Below are 21,284 nucleotides of genomic sequence, written 5' to 3' on the forward strand. Positions count from 1 at the left end.
TCAGCCGCCTCGACGGACTCGCCCTCGGGCACGTTCTCACTGGTCATCGATGCATCCTCCATGATCGGGAGTTACACCGAACGATTTACAGTCCCGAACCAGACGAAGAACCTAACGAAGCACTACTAGTCGGGGAAGACCAGCCGGGCGGGCGGCCGCGCCGGATAGCAGCAGCCGGAGTATGTCCGCCCTGCCGTCGGACTACGCAAGTGCAGGGACAGGGCGATGATGCCCCTCGGTGCAGCGCTCGGCGGCTGAGGGGAAAGGGGCCTCGCATTCCATGCATGTCCACCGGTCCGGTGGGACGGCCAGGGCTTCCTTGAGCACGGCCAGGTCGTCCGGGGAGGCATCGCGCAGACGGGCCGCCGCGTAGGTGCGGACGAGGAGGTCGGGGTCTCTGAGGATGTGCCGCGCTTCGCTGTGGCGTCGCTCCTTGGCAAGCTTCAAGGCCCGCATGCGTGACGCTCCGGCCCGGACGAAGGCGTCGGTCTCCGGGAGCGCGAGGTCCGGGCTTCGGTACGTGAGAACGCCGGCGGTGTTCAGGCGGGCGAACGCGTCGAGGTCGGGAAGGACGTGCAGGAGACGTTCGGCCAGGCCTTGCGGCCAGGTGTGGGCGTTGCAGGCGAACTGCAGCCCAAGTTCGATGAGCCAGTCGTTGCCGGTGGCGAGCGTCGCCAACGTGAGTTCGGAGTCGACGGAGTCGTGTGTGAGGGTCAGATTTGGCGTGCGGGTGGCGGCGCAGTAAAGGAGTCCCCAATTCGGGTGCTCAGGGTTCTCGTCGCGGAGGCTCCGGAGTTGAGTAGTGAGGAGAGCGCGATCGACGTTGTTGGCTGCGGCGGCGTGCCGGAGGAGGGCACGGGTCAGCTCGGCGTGCAGGCCGACGGCCGCGAGGACGTCGGCGGCGGACTGTCGCCTCAAGCCGAGGGCCGCGATGAACGCGGCGGCATCGTCGAGGTGCCAGCGCTGCGCCGGCGCCAACTGCACAAGGGACACGTCCAGCGCCGCCAGATCGTCGAAGACTTTCCTCAACGACTGGGACATCTCAGCAAGTTGCCGCAACGCCCCCCGGGCATTACTGGCGCCCCACTCGGCGAACGGGCCGACGTGGCCCAGTTTCGACAGTTCGGTCTCGACCCATTCGTAGGTGTCGAGAGTCGTGAGTCGAGCGGCCTTCTTCACGTGGGGCAGCACGTGAGGCCGCTGGGGGAGGAGGTGCTCGATGGCGAAACGGACAAGTGGATCCGCGCCCACGATGTACTCGTCTGCCTGGGTATCTACACTCGCTGCTGCGACGAGGCCTGCCTCGACGGTGTCGAGCTCGTCCGAGGTCGGCATGCCGGAATGCCGTGCGGCTTGTCGCTGGATACACAGCGCCGTGATCACTGCATGCTGCTTGGGACCCAGACCGAGGGTGACCTCGATCAACTGTCGTGCTTGGTCTGGGTCGAGATCCTCCTCCGCGATCTTGCCGGCAAGTTCTGCGCGCGGCGACCGACCGGCAGTGAGGTCGATAACGAAGCCGGGTGATGTCGGGTAGTGGTCTGGAACATGTGGAAGGCGGGCCAGCTGGGCCTCCCGGTACCGGTGCAGCGCGCCGCTGTCGAAGGAGGTTCCGTCGGTGAGGGCAGCGTGAACTAGGTCGAGCAGTGTCTCGTCCCCGACCAGGGCTGATTCGATCAGGCTGTCGGCTGCTTGTGGGGACAGGCTCGCGGCGAGTCGAGCGGTTTCCCGGCATTCGGGGTTCGCCAAGGCCGCCTCCATCCACGAGGGAAGCGTCTGGGTGTCACGTACGGCCCAGCGGGCATCGCCAATCTCGGCGAACAGGCGGGTACGGGCGGTGAGGGTCCCCTGCGGAGTGTCCGTGATGAACACGCCCGCGGTCGCGTCCCAGTACTCGAGCGTGTGGCGGGCGATAGCGGTCGCGACGCCCGGCGGTTTGCCCCAGTGCTTCCGCAGACGGGCGCCGACCGCATGATGGGCGTCGTGCCACGACGCCGTGCCGGCCACGGCGACGACGTGGGCGATGTCGTCGAAGCAGTCGATCAGGATTTCGGCGGTCAGGTGAGCGTCCGTGTCCGGCATCGTCGGTGGTGAGCCGCGGCGCATCTCCCATTGGCGGACACTGGCGTCGATGACCTCGGTGAGGAGCTGGGCCCGGCTGCCCGGCAGGGCGGCTGCCGGGCGTTCGGCGATGAGGAGCACCATCAGTGTCGCCAGCAACGGGACGCGCCACAGGGCTCTCTCGGCGCGGCGGGAGTGCTCGACGCGACGCGAGCGATCGGCGATCCAGTCGCTTCTGCCCTGGGCGTTCGTGAATCTTTCCGCGAGTGTCTCCAGCAGGTGGTCGAGGGTGTCCGTCAGTTCTTCTGGGGGCAGCAGTTCGTGGACGGGGAGCCGGAGGCGAGCGGCCGCTGCGGCCGACGAGTGGCGGGAGGTGACGACGACGCCGAGTTCGGCGGGGAGCTCGTCGAGCATGTGGGCCACAGCCTCGACCACGGCGTCCTGCCGGTCGTGGACCTCGTCGAGTGCGTCGAGCAGCAGCAGGGCGTTGCCCTGTCGAACGTGTGACACGAGGGCCTCGGCCAGGAGGGGCCGAGCGGTTCCGATGGCCGTTCGTACGAGATCGGCCGGATCGAGCCGGTAAGGACCTGCCGGGGGCAGCAGGGGTACCAGTTCGTGGAGCGGAAGCCACAGCGGCACGGGCGCGTGCACATGGCCTGCCCAGTGCGCCGCAAGGAGGCGTGATGCCACGGTCTTGCCCGACCCCGGTGGTCCGACGAGGAAGAGTCGGCCCTGACGGCGTACCACGTTGACCAGGGTGTCCCGGCCTCGATTTTCATCCTTGGCCGGCGTCACGGCTCTCAGGGCCTTCGCCGCGCCTGGCACGCTCATCGACTTAAGACCCTGGCCGAGATCGGCGAGTGGGAGGACGTCTCGCTCGGCCGCCCACCTCTCCCGGTACGTGGCCACCTCCCGGTCCATGGCCTCCAACCGGGCCGCCAGCGCACCTGAGGCGTCGGCGACCAGCGGAAGGTGCGCGTCGAGGAGCCAGCCCCGCCACTGCTGCGGGTCCGAGGCCGTGCGCTGTTCGGCCTGCACCCGTGCCGCCGCCTTCATCGCGCGGAACGCCGCTCTGCCGTGGCCTGCCGTGACGACGGCGGCGTTGAGGCAGGCAGCGCCGAATGCCTCGTCGGGACCGCCGTCGCGAGCGTCCAGGGCGCGCACCCGTGCCGCGGCCAATAGACGATCTGTGTCCGCACTGTCCAACCCCGCGTCGGTAGCGAGACTGCGCAGACGGTCGAGTTGACGAGATGATGCGGGAGTCGGCGAAGCACCACTCTGGTGAAGCGTGAGGGCCTCGGCCATGCGGTCCAGCGCCGGCGTGCTCCGGGTGACGATGTAGAGGAGATCGTCACCCGGGCGGCACTCACCGGACGCCACGGCACGGCACCACTGGTCGGCCGAGTCCTTGAACGCCTTGTCGCTGGCGTTCAGTTTGGCCTGGACGAAGGCTCTCGAGCCATCGGCGAGATCGACGACGTCGTCGTCGACGTGCAGGTCCGCCTCCATGCGCAGCAGTACAGGCGTCGCCGCGGACCTAAGCCAGGGCACGCGCTCGCCCAGTAGGCCGTGGACGGCGACCAGGGCCGCGATACCGGCCCGATGGTTAGCGCCCGCTTCGTTGCTTGAGCCGCCTAGGGCACCTCGCCTGGCCGTCGACACCGAAGCTCCTCTCAAGACGCCGGCGTCCTCCGAGGAGCCTCCTCTCATCCGGCGAGTCATCGTACGACGGAGCACGGACAGGACGGTGTCTACCTCAGGAGACTGCCGGCGTCAGCCGGCAGGGCCATGTTCGCGACGGAGGCGGCGGTGAAGGTCTGGCGTATCGGGTGCTCCACATCTGGTGCGAATTGGCGGTACGTCGCCTCGTTCTGGACCCCGAGGGGTCCACCTGGGTCGGCAGGACGCTGTTTCCAGGGGGTGCCCGTATCGTCAGATCATGGGCAAGACCTCTGGTAAGTCGAAGTTGAAGCGTCGCCATCACACGGTGCCGCGCCTTCTCCTGCGGCGCTTCGCTGATGGGAAGAAGATCGTCCGTGTGCCTCTTGATGGGGGCGAGCGGCGCGAGGTCGGCATCGCGGATGTCACCGTGCATCGTGACTTCTATTCGATGCAGGGTGAAGACGGCCAGCTCGACGACACCGTAGAGAACCTGCTGGCCGATCTGGAGGGCAAGGCAGCCAAGATCATCCGCAAGATCGCCCAAGGAGTCTGGCCCCTGGAGGTCGAGGAGCGGGCGGTCGTTGCGGAGTGGATCGCGGCACAACACGCTCGGGTCCCTGCTGCGCGCACAGCGCAGAACGAGATGGCCGACCATTTCGGCAAGATCCTCATCGCCATGGGCGGTAAGCCGGAGATCCGGCGCCATCTGGAAGAGGAGGAGGGAGGGCCGGTAGCGGACGAGGACGTGGAAGAGATGTGGGAGTCCGTGACGGACTTCGACAGCTACTCCGCAGAGCTGTCGGTCAACGAGCACGTCGTGTACATGGCCCAGTCGATGAAGGCGGCTTATGAGATCTTCATGGGACGGGCCTGGGGGTTGATCGAGTTCGAGCGCCGGACGCTTCTGATTCCCGATCACCCTGTCACGCTGGTCCGCGACGAGGATATGCCGGCCTTCCTGGGCGTCGGCCTCGGCACGGCCGCTGCGATTCTCGTGCCTATTGACCGGCGGGCGGCGATCATGACGGCCGGACCCGGCGAGGACTTCTTCGTGCGCCCTCATGCCAAGCTGGCGAAGGAGCTGAACACCGACTGCGCTGGGCGGAGCTCTCGCGGCGGACCGGTGATCCCGTGGTGCCCGAGGGGCGGCTGCCCTGCTACCGCTCCTTCCCCTCGTTCCGGGAGTCGAACGGCTGGCCGGTCGGCATCTCGGGGCCGTCCGAGGGCAGCCTGGACCGAACCGACTGGAACCGCCTGGTCGACATTCTCACCGAGCACAGCCCGCAGGGAGTGGAGACCCACTGCCTGGCCTACTACAACCCGCTGTTGCAGAGGGCTGAGGACTTCGACAATCTGCACGTCCGGGCCGGCACGCTCGCGGATGCCAAGGCGTTGTACGACCACCCCGACGAGGACGGTTGGACGCCGTCCAACCTCTGGGCCCAGGACCGGTCCTGGGGCCTTTGCACGGACTACGACCTCTGGGCCACCAAGGTGGCGGGCCCCGCCGCGCTCGTCGAGACTTTCCTCAACGACACGGAGGTCGAGGCCGTACGACTGCCCTGGGCCCTCTGATCCCGACCACCCGGCCTGGGAACGACCAGGTGTGGCCAAGAGGCCCCCCGGGTGGGAACCAAGGTGCCGTCCACGATCAGCACAGCATCCTTGCGGAACCGCCGGCGCTGGCGGAGAGCGAGCGTTAGCCCGAGGTGGTCTCGGGCATGCACAACCAGGAATCCATGGGCGGCCACTTCGCGAACTTCATGAAGCAGATGCGCATCAAGGACAACGATGCGTACTGGCTGGTTACGCGCATGAATGACGGCGGCACCTGCCATTACGGTGTCGGCGGCGGTCAGCCCGTGATCTGCGAACTCGTCGCGCCGTAATACCCCAGCGCCAACATGCTTCGGCCCCCTGACCGTCAAGGTGGGGGCCGAAATCGTTGTGCAGGCGCGTGCGGCTCAAGGAGTGAGGAGGTGGACGGCGGGGAGATTCCCGGCCTGTGCGGCATCCTGGTCGATGCTCAGCCTCGTGTACGCGCCCAGCGCGGTGAACACCGGGGTGGGCAGGCGCGCGCCGTGCTGTTCGTAGTAGGCGGTCACCTCGTCGGCGGTGGCGTCGGGGATGGAGGGGAAGACGGCACCGGCGGCGGTGAGCGCCGCGTCCAACGCCGACTCGTGGCCGGTGGTGGTGCCGAACTCTGCGCGCCGTATCACCTCGTCGCCTTTGACGTGCAGGATCGCGGCGGGCGGGCTGTACAGGTTCCGGCTGGCGCACAGGATCTCTTCACCCGGGCCGGGCCGCATCGAGGGGACGCGGCGGAAGCCGGTTGCCCAGTTCGCGGCGTGGTCGTTCTCCAGCACGTACGTCCACTCACCCTCGCTGCCGTACATCGCGTAGGCGTAGCGGGTGGGGTCGTGGCCGGGCGGGGTGGGCTGGCTACGCAGTTCGGCCAGAGGAGTGCGGGCGGCGAGCTGATCAAGGTCGGCCCCGAGGTTGATGAGGAACTCGTCAGGGTCGATGCCTCGGGCGAGGGTTAGGGAGATGCCGCCGCGCATTCCGGGGACGGGCGCGGCGGTGTAGGCGTGGGCGCCTATCCAGGTGAGGCCGTTGGTCATGGAGAGGGGTCCGTTCGCTGGTGGGGTCGAGCTTCGTCTCGCGTTTTCATGAAGCGGGCTTTCCGACGGGTGGTCAGGTAAGCGGAAATGCCGGCTTCCGCGAGGATCTCGGCTGCCGGACCACCATCCAAGAACCTGACCAGCCCTACCTGGCGGGTATGGGTGATGTCCGGACAGCTGCCGTGCTGGGCCGGGCTGCAGAAGAGCATCCGGCCATCGCCATCCGTGACGACCATGGTCTTGACCGCGTTCTGCATGCTCTTGCCGGAGATGAACTTGTCCCGGTCTTTGCGTCCGGCAGCCGGGCGTCTGACTCGAAGCTCGGTGCCGTTGATCATGCCGGTCTTCCCGTTGGCGCCGAGATGGTCGATGACCTCGGCGAGGGTCCGCAGCCGCACTCCGCAGCTGATAATGCAGCCTCGCTCGGTCAGAAGAGGCCACACCTCACCGATGGCCCGGGTGATGGTCGAACGGTCGACGCCGAACCGGCAGGCCAGCACGTCGTGCGTGACGGCGTGACGAAGATGCACGAGCGTGGCCAGGAGACGGTCGACGAACACCAGCTGGTGCCACCACACCATGACTTGCCGTTGGCCCTCGCACCGTCGGTGCCCCGTACCCGTACAGAGGTGCACACCGCTGTCCGGGGTGCGAGCACCAGGTGCCGGGCGCCGAGCATCAAGTCCTGCCGGGCCGTGCAAAGGCACGACACCCTCGTACGGCGGGGCGTACCGTACAGGCAGCACCGAAGCGCGGGAGGGGATAGACCATGCGGCTGATCTACGACGAGCACGAGAAGCCTCCGGTCCTGGAGCAGGCTGAGCAGGCCGAGCAGGCGGGAGAGCAGTTGCTGGCCGACTCGCTGCGAGGCATCGCAGAACGCGGAGTGGACCTGACCCGGGACTGGGAGACCCTGCGGGTCGAGCTGTACGCCCGGCACGGCATCGACGTGACCGAAGACGGCAAGGACACCCGTGTCGCCTAAGCCCGGCGGCCGGCGCGCACGCGTGGTCTTCACCCCCGAGTGCGACCCCTACCTGGAAAAGCTCTCACCCGCCGAGGTCGTCCGCCTCGACCGGGCACTGGTCGCCATCTCTCTGGACCCCATGATCGGCATAGAGCGTCCTACCGAACCCGGCCAGGTCCCGCTGCGCGAGTACGCCGAAGGCCGCGCCCGCGTTGTCTACCACACGACGGTCCTGGGAACCGTGGTCGTGGTCGCCTACTTCGAGGTCTGACACACGAGTGCCCGTCCTTCCCCCGTGGGATCAGGGGAGCGACGGGCATTCGTATGCCGCGAGGCGCGGGCACCCCCGGCACTCTCCCCGTTCTTGGAAGAGTGCCGGGATCACTTGGCCGGAATCGAGCCGGCGGCCGGCCGCAGGGGGATCAGCTGGTCTTGCGGTTGGTCAGGTGGGGGCCGATGTATCCGACGACGACCTTGCCCGTGATGCCTCGGCTGTCGTCGTAGAAGTAGATGCGGGGTGAGATCGAGCCCTTCGACCCGAGTTTCAGGTGGGCCTCCATCTGCATCCGGCCCCGCGGGTCGAGTTCTTCCGGAGCGGGGAAGATCCGCTCGTCGCCCCACGCGGTCAGCGTCGCCTCCGTCTCACCCATGGCAATCTGTTTCACCGGGAAGATCCGCGCGCTGGCCACCGGCGTGGTCATGCAGAACTGGAAGTACCCGCCGTTGACGAGCCCGGCCTTCTGCGCCTCCGCGTAGGAGTCGAGCGAGCGTAGGCCCTGCCACGCCTTGGCGGCCCAGGTCCGCGCCAGCTCGTGGTCGTCGAGCGACTGCGTGACGGTGAGATCGGCGGTCAGCAGGACATGCTCCAGCTCGTCGCGCCGCTGCACCAGTTCCTCGAACGACGCTGGCTGCGCCTGCGTCGGCTCCAGCACCACCGTCTCATCGTGGCGGCCCTGCCCGTGCAGTCGCTGGCGGAGGATCTTGGCCTCGGCCTGCGCGCGCTCCACGTCCTCCAGCGTGAGGAGATGAGCCTCCATCTCCTCTTCGAATTGCTTGCTGGTCGTGCGCAGGTTCTCGCGCAGCAGCTGGACCGTCCGCTCGGCGAGCGCCGCATCCCGACGGGCCTCGGACAGGTCCCGGTCTCCCTCGGTCAGCAGTTGAGTGAGGACCGACACCTCATCCTTCAGCGCCGCGAGTTCCTTCTCCAGCGTGAGAGCCGGCACCGCCTGGACCTGGGTGCGGGCCGCGGTCTGCGCGGCCCGCCGCTCATCCTGCTTGCGCTGCTGAACATCGGGGAAGACCAGAGTCCGCAGCGCCTCCGGCAGCTCGGCCCCGCGGGCGTACCGCTGCACTTCGCGGGCGACCAACGTGTACACGGAGTCCGTCTGCGTACTGATGCGAGCTCCGCTGAGCAAGCGGTGACGGGGGCCGTCGGCCGGCCAAGCCGGGTCGACCTCACGCAGGAACGTGCGCACCGAGCCGGTACGCACACCGTGATGTGCGCCGATCGTTCTACGGAAGGCGTCGACAGCGGCGGCGTCTTCCAGGAGGTAGAGCGAGGCGTCGCCGGCGCACTTGGTCATCATCGTCTTGAGCCGTTGGGACCACACCGGGTCAGGCTGGAGAGGGCGGGCGGCGACCACCACTGGCAGACGCCTATCCGGATCACACAGGATGTCCACGAGGGCTTCGACGCCGTCTACGGTCACAGCCTGGGCGTTCAGCGTCAGCCGGGCCAGGCCGTCCCGCGGGCGGAGGGCCTTGACGAGCTGCTCGACCAGCGCTGGACGGGCCGGCCGAAGAACGGTGACGCCGTTGTCGAAGCACTCCAGGCTCACGCAGACCGCCTGCTCGGCGGCCGGCGGGGTGACAGCGGTGACCGTCACGCGCCAGGTCGCCTCTGGGTTGTCCTCACGCAGCTGGATCCGCAGTCCGTGCTCGGCGCCGTCCTCGTGATACGACGCCTGAGAGGCCAGCACCACGTGGTCCTGGAGGAAGTGCGTACCCGTCTCCAGGGGCGCCGACTTGAACTTCCCGTTCAGCCACTGCCCGGTCACCCGGCGGACCTCCGGGATGATTCCGGCGCCCGGCGGGACCAATAAGACACTCTGGAACGTCAGGGGTGATTCGGACTCCGCGGCAGGCGCCGGTGACTGCCGCGGAACAAACGGCTTGAGAGTGGAGCGTTTCACGGGAACGACAGATCCAATCGACGCAGGGAACGAGCGAGCAGACCTCCAGCCCGGAAGATCACCATCGAACTTCAACAGGCGGGAGTCCCATCCTGCCCAACCCGCTCCCGTGCCGCTGGCCAGCCAGGAAACTCGCCAGATTGCCCAAAGGCGGTCGTGCAGGGGCGGCGGTCGGTGGGCCGTCGGCGACCGTGAGCACTGCGGCAGCGTCGATGCCCAGGTGCTCTGCGACGGTGAGGAATCCGGCGGCTTCCATGCCCTGCGATCAGTGCCCGAGAGAGCCGCGCCGGGTGACCTCGGGGGCCATCTCCCAGTACACGGTGCTCGCCTTTTGCTCTTCACCGACTCCGCACCGCCGCCTCGGCGAGAACCGGGAAGACCTGGGGCCTGGGCCTCTCGTGGGGGTCACAAGCCAGCAGCGGTAAGGATCCGATACATCTGGGTCGGCCGCAGCACAGAGTTGGCAGCGGCGTCGTCGGCTACCTCGGGGTCCGGGTCACCGAGCAGCCGCTCCAGCAACACGTGCGTGACGTTGGGGTGACGGGCGACCCCGCGGCGCAGGAAGGGCTCGGTAGCGGCGGCGAGCTGCTGAAGGTACGGCAGGGGCAGTTCCGGGTCCTCCAGGGCGAGGTAGCGCACGTTCGGGCTTGGCTCGTCGACGAACGTGCGCAGCACGTCACGAGGGAAGTTGGGGTGGTCGACGAGCAGCGGTCGGATGTGCAATACATCGCCGTGAGCGCGGACCAGTCCTTCCAGAACCTCCGGTGGTGTGTTCGGCCGACGGGCGGCAGCACGGCGGACTGCGAGTTCCGGGTCGCTGTCCAGCCGACGCCATGCCTCCTCAGGCAGGTCGTGACAGGAGGCCAGTGCGCACCGGAATGGTGTGTACTGGCAGTCCAGGTAGGACATCTGCTCATCGAGAGGCGCCTCGCGCAGCCAGTCCGGTTCGGCGAAGTTCCAGCTCAGAGCCACTTCCGCCTCGATGCTTCCGTCCGCGCGTTCGGCTTCTACGCGCGCATACAGTCGCTCCCGGGTTTCGGCGTCCACATGCCGACTCAGCGCAACCGCGACCCGCACGAGCGGGTCGTCGATGCCCAGGAGCTGGGCAACCATCTCTGCCGATAGATGAGGGTTACCGGCGACAGCCTGATGGAGCTCCCTTTCCTCGTGCCGCATGAGCTGCGCAAACTGTTCCGATGTGAGCGGGACATAGCGTGCCAGGCTGGTGCGCATTGCGGGGTCGGCAAGGCAACGTTCCCTCCACTCAGGCGGGACACCCGGATTCCTGTGCTGGGTGGCGGCTGAACGGACCTGCGGATCCGGGTCAGCGAGTAGTTCCATTTGCACGGTGAGAGGCCGGTCGTGCCAAGTTCGTGCGACCGCGGCACGCAGGCTCGGACTCGGCGCGCTGGCGAGCATCATCCGCGGCTGGCCATAGGCTTCTTCCAGGGCTTCGATGCCGATCTGTACCTTGCGGTCAACCATGTCGCGGACAAAGTCTGTGAACGCATTGCGGATCGCCGGATCGGGGTGCTCGGTGATCCTTCGGCGCATCTCCGGGGAGATTCGGTCCCCGTGAAGGGCCACAGCGATGTTGCAGTCGCCCTGTGCCAGCAGAGCATCGACAACGACGTCCTCCAGCCGCCCGCGACGCTGCGATATCCCGTGTCGGCCGGCCTTGTGTGTAGCCAGACGTACCAGGACATCCTGAGGAGCCGACGAGTTCCGCCCCAACCCGGAGAGTTGGGGGTGATCAAGGCTTGTCATGCGCTCAACCTAGTCGGGCCGCTGCGTGCCAGCCTCCCATCGGTCTTTGGTCCGGAAAAGGAGTGTGGCAGTGGCAGAAGCGATCGGCCGAAGGGTCTGGGAGGCGTGGGGAGGCCGGGACGGGGTCGAGATCGAGCGCCACCACATCGACTACGCCGTTCTCTCCGAGGGTACCCCCGGCTAACGAGCTCGTGCACGGTAAGCGGTGAGACGTCGAGGGCTTCGGTGGGACCGGTGCTCACCTCTGTCGTCGGGGGTTCAGGTCCGCGGTCTGCTGGTGGGACAACAGCCTGGCGACGGCCTGGATGGTGTCGCTGATGTGCTCACGACGGCCGAGGTGACGGGCGAGAGCCCGCCAGTTCTTCAGGTGGGCGATGCCGTGCTCGACCCGGATATGGCGTGAGGAGTGCGCCTTGCGCTGTCGTTCGTACATCTCCTCGTACCAGTTCGGGGTGTCCTTCTTGAACTTCCGGTGCGGTGGCGTCACCACGCGTCCGCCGGTCTGGGCGCCGAGCCCCTGGTAGCCGGCATCGGCAAGGATCTCGACGACGGGCCCGTCGGCCAGGAGCTTGACCAGTCCTAACTGGCGGGCGTGGGTGATGTCCGCGCAGCTGCCTGGTCTGGCTGGGCTGCTGAAGAGCACCCTTCCGTTCTGGTCGGTGAGGACCATGGTCTTGACGGCGTTCTGCTTGCTCTTTTCGGAGATGAACACGTCGCGGTCCTTGCGTCCAGCGGCCGGCCGGCGGACCCGGATCTCGGTGCCGTCGATGATGCCGGTCTGCCCACTGGCGCCGAGGTGGCCGATGACTTCGGCCGGCGTCCGGAGCCGGACGCCGGGGCTGATCGTGCACCCCCGCTCGGCGAGCAGGGGTCGTATCTCACCGATGGCCCGGGTGATGGTGGAGCGGTCGACTGCGAACCAGCAGGCCAGCACATCGTGGGTAACCCCGTGGCGAGGTGCACAAGCGTGGCCAGGAGCCGGTCGACGAACACCAGCCGGTGCTTCGCACCGGCGCCCACAGCGCGCTTCCGCGGCCGAGAGGTCAGCTTGGTCTGGCGACGCTTATACCACAACGGCCCCACTTCGGCAACGAGTTCAGCGATCACATCGGCCGGCAGGCCCGTAATCCGACGGTTGCTGACGATCACTGCACGAGCCGCGTTCCCCACCACCCGACCATGATCAACCATCCCGGGCTCGACGTCTCACCGCTTACCGTGCACGAGCTCGTTAGGCCGGCGGCTGGTGCAGCCACGCCCGCATGCTCCCGTTTTTCGTCTGGACGCCGATCTCGTGGAACTCCGCCACACTGATGCCGGGGTGGTTCTGGCTCACGGTCGTCCAGTAGACGGCCTCTGATACGCACAGCACGTAGTTATCCGTGCGGCCGTGCAATGCCGCCCGCACTGCCCCTGCGTCAAGCAGTCGGAAGGCGTCGTTGAGAGCGACGCCTGCCCAGCCATGTCCGTCCATGCTCAGGTTGCCCGTGGCCAGGACCAGCCGCGGACGGAGTTGGACCGCGTCCGAGGCAAGCCGGTTGACCGTTCGCAGTTCCATAGGGAGAACTGTGAGCACGGTACGCAGGAGATTGACCATGGGGACAGCGACGTCGATCCGTTCGATGACTGCGTCTCCCTGATCCATCCGCCGCCGCGCAGCTGGATCGATGCCAGCGGCCTCTGCGACACGGTCAAGGAGGTCGGAGAGCATCCGGCGCATGTATCCCTGCTCAACACCGTCGCGACTACTGAACCGCTCAATGTCGGCTAGCAGCAGGGTGCTCGGTACAGACTTCCCGGATTCAGGGACATCCATGACGGTTGCGGCCTGGTGTATCGCGGGAGCCACCTCCTGAACCCGCCCGGGCTCATCCGTGGCCTGCGGCAAGGTGTCCGCTTCCGCAGCTGCGTCCCACAACGCGTGGAACCGCTTCAGCTCGACTGCCGCATCGGCTCCAGGCGTCCGGCTCCCGAGCTCGGTCACCAGGAGCGCGACGAGCCCCCACGTCGGCAGCCGGGGCTTGGTGAAGGCGTCGTGGATCCGGCTTGAGCTGACCACTCCGGGGCCCATAGCCCGTGCCAGCTCCCGCACCGAGGGCCAACCCGCTCGGCGGTGAGCTAGGTGCAGCTCATCGCTCAGCTTCTTGCGAGGCCCAGGCAGGAACATGGGAGCTGTAAGCCGAGCCATGCGTGATCCCCCACGGAGTGTCCAGAAGTGTCCAACTGCGTCCGACGGGCAAGGTACCGCGTCCGAACCCGTAAATCCCCGACCTGAGTTGTCTGGGGACGTCAGACCACGTCAGCACCCCTGTGAACAAGCCCAACCTGGACGGGACCAATCGGAATCGCACCGGGAGACACCGTGATCGACACCGCACTGACCCTCATCGTCCAGGGCCTGCTCACCGAACTCCCCGCCAGCCTGATCACGGCGGCCTGCACCGCGCTCGTCGTATGGGCAGTACGCAAACGGGCGGCACGGCAGGACAAGTGAGGACCGCTCAGCCGCTCCAGGCTGCCGACACCCCCACCGCACTCCGCGACCCTGCTGAGGCCGGGTCCACACCGCCCGGAGACGGAGCGCTACACGTCCGTCTGCCGTAGCAATACGAGCGCACCCCCGAACCGGCTGAGGCCTTCGGACCAGACAACCTGCGGGCCCGGCGTTCCCCTCCACAAGGGGACGCCGGGCCCGCGTCCTTAAAGCGGACGTCAACCGACCGCTAAGACGTTGTCTCACGTGGCGATCTCGTCCCCTGCGGGGCTGAGGGCGGGCGGGCCGTCAGGGCGGCCAGCTGAGCCGGCCGTGCATGACGGTCGGGAGAGATGTGGGCATCTCGTCGGTGACCCAGGCGAACTCCAGGGCCGCGAGCGTGGTTCCCTGGTCTGTCCATACGAGGATCTCGCCGACGTAGGAGCCGGACGGATCATGGACGTGCGCGTCGACGGGAACGAGCTCGGTCGGTAGTGCTGCATGCTCACACGGTTCTCGGACCTGCAGGTCGACGCTCACGGAGCCGGGCCCCCAGACAGCGGTCACCTCGGTGCGGTCCAGCTGACTCCGCAGTTGCGATGCGCCATCGAACTCCGCCGACAGGATGTGTTCAAGCACTGTGCGCTCGGCGGCGTTCAACGAGCGTGGGTCGATGGGGAGAGGAGCCATGCGCCCATTCTGAGGTGGCGAGGGTAACCAGCCCATCAACTCCACCAGCCGTCGCTGGGTGACTGGCGGCGGCATCATGATCGTTCATGGGTGGGTATCTGTCGCAGCGGCTCGTGCCGGATGATCTATGGGCATTGGTCGAGCCGGTGCTGCCGTCCTTTCGCTTGCGCCCGCAGGGCGGTGGCACCGCGCCGGTCGACCAACGTGCCGTGTTCACGGCCGTCGTATACGTGCTGACCAGCGGGTGCGCATGGCGGTATCTGCCACCGACATTCGGGGTGTCGCCAGCGACGGCTCACCGGAGGTTCTCCGTCTGGACCGCCTCCGGAGTGTGGCGTCGGCTGCACCGCGTGGTCCTGGACGAGATCGGAGCCCGTGGTGGACTCGACTGGAGCTCCGTGATCGTCGATGCGGCCTCGGTACGCGCGAAAAAGGGGGTCTCCTGACGGGACCGAATCCGGTCGACCGAGGCAAAGCGGGCAGCAAACTGCACGTTCTGACCGACGCGCAGGGACTGCCCGTGGTCGTCGGGGTGTCCGCCGCGAACGTCAACGACGTCCAAGCGCTTCGCCCACTCATCCTCGGGATCCCGGCCGTCCGCTCGCGCCGCGGCCCTCGCCGGCGACGTCCCGACAAGGTTCGGGCCGACAAGGCGTACCACTCGGCCGGCAACCTGGCGTGGCTGCGCGAACGCCACATCACTCCACGGATCGCCCGGCCGGGCGTGGAGTCCTCCGAACGCCTCGGAAGGCACCGATGGAAGATCGAGAGATCGATCTCCTGGCTCTTCGGATACCGCCGCCTGACCATCCGCTACGAACGCAAGGGCAGCCACTTCCTCGCCTTCCTCGGCCTCGCCGAAGCCATAGCCTGCTACAAGAAGCTCGCCAAGATCACCACGTGAGACACCGTCTTAGATGTCTGACACGGCATGCGGATGCGCACGCAGTGGCGCAGCATGGCAAGTGGGGACTCTGTCTCCTTCCTCTCAAGCGGCACCGCCACCCCGGCCTCCCTAGGCCGATAACGCTGCAGGCTTCTCCGGCCGATCATGCTCGGGTTAGATGGCGAGGCGCCGGCTCGGCTGCAAAGGAAGCGATTTCCGCATCGTCAGTCAATATCGAGCGGAGGGTCGCCATGGCTTCACTTAGCGCCCAGTGGAATACAAAGACGCATCCCTTACGGGCAGGCTTGAGACGACACGCGGCGGGCTCAACGCACTGAGAAGTCAACACGGACGCCCAGACGGGCGGTGGTCCAAGTTGGGACAAACAGAGCGGGCTGGTCAGGCTCGATGAAGGAGTAGGTCCGAACGACGAAGTGAACGGTTGGACTGTGAGCGGAGAGGTGATCGTGGTGCTCCATGGCGGAAATGTGAAAATCCATCCAAGCTGGGTCCCGCAAACGGTGAATGTAGACTTCGAATGGGATGACAGTAACTTGGGGAGCCCGCGGCCGAAAGGCCGCTGCTGGAGCGAGCTAGCGTTCCTTGCGCCTCGCGCCGCCAGCCAGGAGGGCGAGTGGGAGTGGGATACATCCACAAAAACTCTAGATATGTGGGTTCCAGACCCAAGCGTTCCAGGTTTCCGGCATTTGGTCGCGATACTGGACCAGTTCACGATTCCACTGACCGCTACAGGAGCATCGGGCACTGGCAGACTGGCCCCGGGTCTCGCACCGGTGATCGGACCTCTAGATTTGAGTTGGGAAAGCAAATCCATGCTGTGACGTGTTAGAGAGCGAATCGCCAAGCCGGTGAGAGAGGGATCCTGCCTCTCAATCATTCCGGCATGCGTAAAGCAAGGCTTTCTCGTCGTTCCCCGCGCTGAACTACAGAGCCGGTATCACGAGGGACCTGTAGTTGGGGCAGGGCAGGTCACGACGATCCAGCACGAAATGGATTTTCCGCAAGCCGCTGGATTAATACAGCTTCTCCTTGCGGCCCGGGCTCGATCCTCGTAAGCACAGTCCGCTGGACGATGACGACGTATCGCTGCGCTGGCGCCGGCGTCGTGCTTTCGAATCGAGCAGCGGATCCATTCGATGGATGTGGAGGAGTCATGGCAGAGGGATATATGCTCGCCGTCATCTACGGGATTACGCCGGACGGCGATTTGCAGTGGTACCGCCACGTCGGGTGGGAGGACGGCACGAATCGCTGGACGACAGGGGAAGGCGGAGAATATGTCAGCGGAGGCTGGAACATCTACAGGACCGTCTTCTGCGGCGGCGGCGGAGTGATCTACGGAATCACACCAGGTGGGGATCTCCAGTGGTACCGCCACGACGGCTGGACAGACGGCTCTGCCCGCTGGACGGCAGGAGACGGTGGAAAGAACGTCGGGGGAGGCTGGAATATCTACAGCACCGTCCTCAGCGCCGGCGGCGGAGTGATCTACGGAATCACACCAGGTGGGGATCTCCAGTGGTACCGCCACGACGGCTGGACGGACGGCTCTGCCCGCTGGACGGCAGGAGACGGTGGAAAGAACGTCGGGGGAGGCTGGAGCTTCTACAGCACCGTCCTCAGCGCCGGCCGCGGAGTGATCTATGGAATCACACCAGATGGGGATCTCCACTGGTACCGCCACGACGGCTGGACAGACGGCTCAAACCGCTGGACGGGAGGAGCCAGTTGGAAGGTCGGTAGCGGCTGGGACGAATACAAGACCGTCTTCAGCGGCGGCTTCGGAGTGATCTACGGAATCACGCCAGATGGGGATCTCTGGTGGAACCGCCACGACGGCTGGTCAGGCCCCCAAGAAAAAGATTGGTACGTATCGACAGGTGAAGACGCCGTCGGTCGGGGCTGGGACATCTACAACACCGTTTCGAGCGACACCGCTTACCTCGTCGGTGACTTGTCTCCGGCGACGATACCTACCGTTGAACACGTCCCCGTCGGCAAGCTCGATCCCAATGACCCCAATGTGATCACTTACGAGCGCAAGACGTTCGATGAGAGCGGAGTCCTGAGAGTTGAAAAAGGGGTGGTAGCGGCTGGAACGCCTGTGCCGGTCGGCCCCCTGCGCCTACCTCGAGAGAGCTTCTCCTACAAACACACCTTCGTCGACGAGTCTGGAGCCCTGAGAGCGCGTGCCGGAGACATAACGGTGACGGCTGACTTGCGACTGCAGATCGGCGTCGTGAAATTCGAAGGCTCGGTCGACGGAAAGACTCTCACCGCAAAGGGTTACGCCGAAGTAGTCACGGTCAGAGTTGACGGACAGGCCTCGTTTGGTGCTCCAGGTGCTGGGGGGAGCGCTACTGGACATGCCGTGGGACCCAATGCCCATATGTCCGGGGAGGCTGGCCCAAATGGGGTGGGTGGGGAGATCGGCCTGTCCGCGGGTGAGATCGGCGGGCAACTCGGTGTAACGATCGGAGGCCAGCCTTTCGCTGTCGGCGGTGAGATCGGACTCAAAGCAGAGCTAGGTCTGCACTGGGCTGCGACAAGCACTATCAAGCTGCCTCTCATCACGATCAGCGGCCCAAATCCGCTGGCTGGGGTGACATCGTTCGCTATGGGCGCCGTAAGCGACCTCGCTCGAGACCCGGTAAGGACCGCGGAGAAGGCGATCAGCGACATCGCCGGTGTTGGCACGGATGCGGTCGAGGAGGTCGGCCAGATAGTCGAAAGCATCGCCGGATTCTTCGGGGACGACGACGAAGACGACGAACATATTACGACCAGAGACGACTGGGGAGGCAATTATTGATAAGTGATGGGGTCCTATGTGCGCCTCCCCACTCAGCCCGTGGAAAGCGTTGTGATTGTACTGTTCGAGATCGAGGGCGGCCACGAAACGACGGTTTCGGTGGTGGGCCCGGGTGCGCTCGATATGGTCTAAGGGTGCCCGAGCACCACAGGCTGTACAGGACCACGCCGCCGGCCATCAGCGACAGGACCAGACCTGCGTTACCCGAACCACGACACCTACCCGGCGCAGCTCTTGCTGCAGGAACCTCTTACACGGCGCATCCTGAAAGAGCAGATCCACGCTTGATGACGATGCAGCTGTCAACCAATTTGGGTTGGATGGAAGCAGTCATTCCCAGCCTGGCAGGTGAGCCGTTGTCTCAGAATCACCCAAGAGGCTGGCTGTACGTCGCTGCGCGTAGCGAATCGATAGGGGCGAGGCATGGCAAAGCAACTCCATCTCTATAGCCTAAGCTGTCGCAAGACAGAAGACGCAACAGGAATGGACGATATTATCCTCCGCGTAAATGGTATCACCAGGTGGTCGGGCAGGATAACTGACGGTCAGACGGTAGACATCAGCAGCATCGACACCATAGTTTACGGTGATGACCAAGACGTCAGAATCGAACTATACGAGGGTGACGTCGAAGGCGATGACTTCCTTGGATTCAATAGCGTCAGCAACTATCCGGTTGGTATCCCGTTCTTCCTCCAATACAGCTTGGATGAGGCGGACTACACAATAAAAGCTGCCTTGCTGACATAAGTGGCTCCATTGGGAACCCGCTATATGAGGACGGCCCTCCGCCTTGCGATGCAACGCATCTGATGCCGCGCGCTGACCCTCCGCGGGGCTGCGGGGCAGCCCTATGCGAAGGCCGTCGACCCCCTAAGCTTCTTGAGGGAGTAGGCACTCTAAGGGTCCACTGGAAGGACGCAGATGGTATCTGGCACTCAGAGCAGTACCTGAAGGCAGGTTGAAATGGAAGCAAAAGCCAAGGCGTACTTCAAATCGGAGCACACGTCCGCCTGGGAAGAAATTTCAACGCCTGAAGACGTGAACCGGGTGATCGACTATCTCCTTTTCGGTGACAAGGAGTACCATTCGGCAGCAAAATTCTGCTCATTGAAGCGCATGGCGCTTCCGTCTGGCAGCCCGGATCACGAATTCATCGTCGGCGTGAACCCGGAAAGCAAGATGGGGGCAATCACATTCAGCTTCGATAATCACGATCTCGCCAGCGTAGGTGAAACCGGGAGCCATGAAGAACTCTTCTATCATGTAGCCGGCCACGAAGCATTCTTCCCCGAGAATGCAGAAGTCCCCATCGCGCTCATCCGGGATGCAGTGAAAGAATTTGTTCTCTCTGGCGGCGAGCTGCCAACCTGCATCACCTGGCAGCCGGTCGCATAGTTCATAGCAGTCGCTATCACCATTCACCGCATAAGTCGGCGCCAGTGAGCCTCCTTCATCCTCTACTGAAGGGGGAAATGGCCTGGTCAGCGGGGTGTAGCGATGAAGCAGGGACCCCTTGTCGCCGGTGTGATGAGTCCACTCATCACACCGGCGATCAAAGGGGCCTTGTTGGTTCCGTATCGTGCCCCGCACGATGTCCTGCATGAGCTCGTCAAGCAAATATGCCTGGCTATTGCACCGGCACCGCCAAGCCCGCAACACCCACTACTGAGCAGCTGGGTTTGGCAGAGTCAGGAAGTAGCCGACCGAGGCCTCCGCGCTCGCCCTGAAGTCACATGGCGGAGCAGCGGCCCGTGCTACCCGGCGGGCGACCGAGCCCGGCGCGGAGGGCCCAGGGCCGGGAGCAACCCAGCAACGAACCGGGAAGCGGACACGGGACCGGCTGTCGGCGGTCGGGCTCGGCCGGATGAGGATGCGGACCCGGGGCTGCAACGGCGACAAGTGAACCATGGTGCGCCCGCACGACTGGAAGGAGCCTGCAAATAGAGGGAGGGAGATGTACGGCGTCGGCTGCCCTACGCCGCCCACCATCACCGGACACGCGGGGTCCGCTGATACCAACGGTTGGGTGCGTCTGCCGGCCGACGTCGTCCCCAGACCGGTAGCCCTCCCTGTGTCAGGAGACGGGTTCCTCACCCGCGGACTCGTCGAAGTGGATGGTGTCGTCTTCGTCGAGGCGTGGGTGGAGCACCATGGGGGTGTGGGAGTTGATGTCGGAAGGGCGTGGGCCTTCCGGTCCGTCGGGGGCCCAGCGCAGCAGGCGTCGGGAGCGGGCGATGCGGTAGATGGTGCCGTGGGCCTCGACCTCGTTGCAGCGGCCGGCGCGCAGTCTGTCTGCGGCCGCCGCGAATTCCTCAAGGGCCGCGGCTGCCTTGCCGGTGGCCGGGTGGCGGGCGTCGACGGTGGGGTCGGCGTCGTAGGGGATCATGCCGCGGGTGCGCGGTTCCATCCAGGTCAGGGCGAAGTCCAGGGTGCGGCGGGCGTCGTGGGCGGTGGCGTGCAGGCTGCTGCCCGGAGACCAGGGGCCGTCGCCGGATCGCTCCACGATGAGGAACGCCGCCGGCATCAGCAGGACGTCCGGATGGCTTTCCACGGCCCGTGCGGAATCGGTGAGGACCGGGGTGGGGAAGCGGATGCCGCTGTAGGCCAGGGGGCGCAGGGCGACTCGCTCTGCCGCCTGCATTGGAGACAGCGGTGCGTCCGGGTCCAGGACGAGACCGTCGTCGACACGCTGGCTACGGGTGCCGGAGCTCCAGTCGCGGGTGAGGGGTTCGGGGTCGGTGGGCCGCGGCGTTTCGATGCCGCCGTGCTCGTCGACGGCCGCGTACTCCTCTGCCCGCACGACGCGGTAGCGGGTGCCCAGTACGGTGAGCTCGTCGACGGGCTCCGTCTCCAGCCTGGCGACCGCCGAGAGCAGTACGCGGCGCTCCTGGCGGCTCGTCGCCTCATCCTTCGCCCGGAACCAGAGCAGGGAGCTCAGCGCGTCCCTGGCCTGCTGCGGACAGCCATGGGTCACCTCTACCACCACCTGCCACCGCCGCCCGCCGTGCCGGTCCTGTGCGGCAACTCCGAACAAGGGGACTGTAAATCGTTCGGTGTAACTCCCGATCATGGAGGATGCATCGATGACCAGTGAGAACGTGCCCGAGGGCGAGTCCGTCGAGGCGGCTG

At 65.9% G+C, this 21,284-nt stretch carries 18 protein-coding genes and 3 pseudogenes; 11 read left to right on the top strand and 10 right to left on the bottom strand.

Features of this window, described 5'->3' with window-relative positions; translation table 11 throughout:
- Nucleotides 1-201: 201 nt before the first annotated feature.
- A complete protein-coding gene (locus ABZ621_RS37040) occupies nucleotides 202-3,570 on the bottom strand; it encodes an NACHT domain-containing protein (protein WP_360611499.1) in 3,369 nt (1,122 codons plus the stop codon).
- Between the two features lie 430 nt (nucleotides 3,571-4,000).
- Here ABZ621_RS37040 and ABZ621_RS37045 point away from each other — a divergent pair.
- Together ABZ621_RS37045 and ABZ621_RS37050 are read left to right on the top strand one after the other, a co-directional pair.
- Nucleotides 4,001-4,702: pseudogene (locus tag ABZ621_RS37045) on the top strand (DUF4238 domain-containing protein); the annotation flags it as partial.
- Between the two features lie 152 nt (nucleotides 4,703-4,854).
- On the top strand, nucleotides 4,855-5,298 hold the full coding sequence (locus ABZ621_RS37050; RefSeq protein ID WP_360611500.1) for a hypothetical protein: 444 nt from the start codon (nucleotides 4,855-4,857) through the stop codon (nucleotides 5,296-5,298).
- Between the two features lie 47 nt (nucleotides 5,299-5,345).
- Here the strand turns inward: ABZ621_RS37050 and ABZ621_RS37055 are convergent.
- Nucleotides 5,346-5,438, bottom strand: a pseudogene (locus ABZ621_RS37055) (IS5/IS1182 family transposase); the annotation flags it as partial.
- Nucleotides 5,439-5,444: 6 nt separating this feature from the next.
- Between ABZ621_RS37055 and ABZ621_RS37060 the strand changes: the two are divergent.
- Nucleotides 5,445-5,612 carry a hypothetical protein gene (locus tag ABZ621_RS37060; protein ID WP_360611529.1) on the top strand — a complete coding sequence of 56 codons (168 nt, stop codon included), beginning with the start codon at nucleotides 5,445-5,447 and terminating at the stop codon, nucleotides 5,610-5,612.
- 75 nt (nucleotides 5,613-5,687) lie between these two features.
- Here ABZ621_RS37060 and ABZ621_RS37065 read toward each other — a convergent pair whose 3' ends face one another.
- A complete protein-coding gene (locus tag ABZ621_RS37065; protein WP_360611502.1) occupies nucleotides 5,688-6,344 on the bottom strand; it encodes a hypothetical protein in 657 nt (218 codons plus the stop codon).
- On the bottom strand, nucleotides 6,341-6,904 hold the full coding sequence (locus ABZ621_RS37070; RefSeq protein ID WP_360611504.1) for a transposase family protein: 564 nt from the start codon (nucleotides 6,902-6,904) through the stop codon (nucleotides 6,341-6,343). The genes ABZ621_RS37065 and ABZ621_RS37070 overlap by 4 nt, the downstream gene beginning before the upstream one ends.
- A 209-nt stretch (nucleotides 6,905-7,113) precedes the next feature.
- Between ABZ621_RS37070 and ABZ621_RS37075 the strand changes: the two genes are divergently transcribed.
- Nucleotides 7,114-7,329 carry a hypothetical protein gene (locus ABZ621_RS37075; RefSeq protein WP_355730475.1) on the top strand — a complete coding sequence of 72 codons (216 nt, stop codon included), beginning with the start codon at nucleotides 7,114-7,116 and terminating at the stop codon, nucleotides 7,327-7,329.
- Complete coding sequence (locus tag ABZ621_RS37080; RefSeq protein WP_360611506.1) at nucleotides 7,319-7,582, top strand: hypothetical protein; 264 nt, start codon at nucleotides 7,319-7,321, stop codon at nucleotides 7,580-7,582. Before ABZ621_RS37075 ends, ABZ621_RS37080 begins: the two co-directional genes overlap by 11 nt.
- Before the next feature lie 151 nt (nucleotides 7,583-7,733).
- Here ABZ621_RS37080 and ABZ621_RS37085 read toward each other — a convergent pair whose 3' ends face one another.
- The 4 genes from ABZ621_RS37085 to ABZ621_RS37100 all read right to left on the bottom strand — a co-directional run bounded on the left by ABZ621_RS37085 (nucleotide 7,734) and on the right by ABZ621_RS37100 (nucleotide 13,362).
- Nucleotides 7,734-9,368 (bottom strand): hypothetical protein, encoded by a 1,635-nt coding sequence (locus ABZ621_RS37085; RefSeq protein WP_360611508.1) that lies wholly within the window; start codon nucleotides 9,366-9,368, stop codon nucleotides 7,734-7,736.
- A 540-nt stretch (nucleotides 9,369-9,908) separates the two neighbouring features.
- Nucleotides 9,909-11,270, bottom strand: a complete 1,362-nt coding sequence (locus ABZ621_RS37090) for a hypothetical protein (protein ID WP_360611510.1) — start codon at nucleotides 11,268-11,270, stop codon at nucleotides 9,909-9,911.
- Nucleotides 11,271-11,508: 238 nt separating this feature from the next.
- A complete protein-coding gene (locus ABZ621_RS37095; RefSeq protein WP_360611512.1) occupies nucleotides 11,509-12,204 on the bottom strand; it encodes a transposase family protein in 696 nt (231 codons plus the stop codon).
- Between the two features lie 297 nt (nucleotides 12,205-12,501).
- A complete protein-coding gene (locus ABZ621_RS37100) occupies nucleotides 12,502-13,362 on the bottom strand; it encodes a hypothetical protein (protein ID WP_360611514.1) in 861 nt (286 codons plus the stop codon).
- Nucleotides 13,363-13,632: 270 nt separating this feature from the next.
- Here ABZ621_RS37100 and ABZ621_RS37105 point away from each other — a divergent pair, with 270 nt between their 5' ends.
- On the top strand, nucleotides 13,633-13,764 hold the full coding sequence (locus ABZ621_RS37105) for a hypothetical protein (protein WP_360611516.1): 132 nt from the start codon (nucleotides 13,633-13,635) through the stop codon (nucleotides 13,762-13,764).
- 288 nt (nucleotides 13,765-14,052) lie between these two features.
- On the opposite strand, the gene ABZ621_RS37110 is transcribed toward ABZ621_RS37105, so the two are convergent.
- Nucleotides 14,053-14,433 carry a hypothetical protein gene (locus ABZ621_RS37110; RefSeq protein ID WP_360611518.1) on the bottom strand — a complete coding sequence of 127 codons (381 nt, stop codon included), beginning with the start codon at nucleotides 14,431-14,433 and terminating at the stop codon, nucleotides 14,053-14,055.
- Nucleotides 14,434-14,519: 86 nt separating this feature from the next.
- On the opposite strand from ABZ621_RS37110, the gene ABZ621_RS37115 reads away from it, so the two are divergent.
- The 5 genes and pseudogenes from ABZ621_RS37115 to ABZ621_RS37135 form a co-directional block, all read left to right on the top strand.
- A protein-coding gene (locus ABZ621_RS37115) for an IS5 family transposase (RefSeq protein WP_360611520.1) occupies nucleotides 14,520-15,337 on the top strand; the annotation gives its coding sequence in 2 pieces (ribosomal slippage) (nucleotides 14,520-14,867 and nucleotides 14,870-15,337; 816 coding nt in all).
- A 1,156-nt stretch (nucleotides 15,338-16,493) separates the two neighbouring features.
- On the top strand, nucleotides 16,494-18,152 hold the full coding sequence (locus ABZ621_RS37120; RefSeq protein ID WP_360611522.1) for a tachylectin-related carbohydrate-binding protein: 1,659 nt from the start codon (nucleotides 16,494-16,496) through the stop codon (nucleotides 18,150-18,152).
- A 423-nt stretch (nucleotides 18,153-18,575) separates the two neighbouring features.
- Nucleotides 18,576-18,902, top strand: a complete 327-nt coding sequence (locus tag ABZ621_RS37125) for a hypothetical protein (protein ID WP_360611524.1) — start codon at nucleotides 18,576-18,578, stop codon at nucleotides 18,900-18,902.
- Nucleotides 18,903-19,118: 216 nt separating this feature from the next.
- On the top strand, nucleotides 19,119-19,550 hold the full coding sequence (locus tag ABZ621_RS37130) for an Imm1 family immunity protein (RefSeq protein WP_360611526.1): 432 nt from the start codon (nucleotides 19,119-19,121) through the stop codon (nucleotides 19,548-19,550).
- A gap of 129 nt (nucleotides 19,551-19,679) precedes the next feature.
- A pseudogene (locus ABZ621_RS37135) lies at nucleotides 19,680-19,821 on the top strand (IS5/IS1182 family transposase); the annotation flags it as partial.
- A gap of 408 nt (nucleotides 19,822-20,229) precedes the next feature.
- Here the strand turns inward: ABZ621_RS37135 and ABZ621_RS37140 are convergent.
- The gene (locus ABZ621_RS37140) at nucleotides 20,230-21,225 is read right to left on the bottom strand and encodes a DUF5954 family protein (protein ID WP_360611528.1); all 996 of its coding nucleotides are present in this window, start codon (nucleotides 21,223-21,225) and stop codon (nucleotides 20,230-20,232) included.
- Nucleotides 21,226-21,284 lie beyond the last annotated feature (59 nt).

This window comes from Streptomyces sp. NPDC007863 (genome assembly GCF_040633895.1).
Lineage (GTDB): Bacteria > Actinomycetota > Actinomycetes > Streptomycetales > Streptomycetaceae > Streptomyces.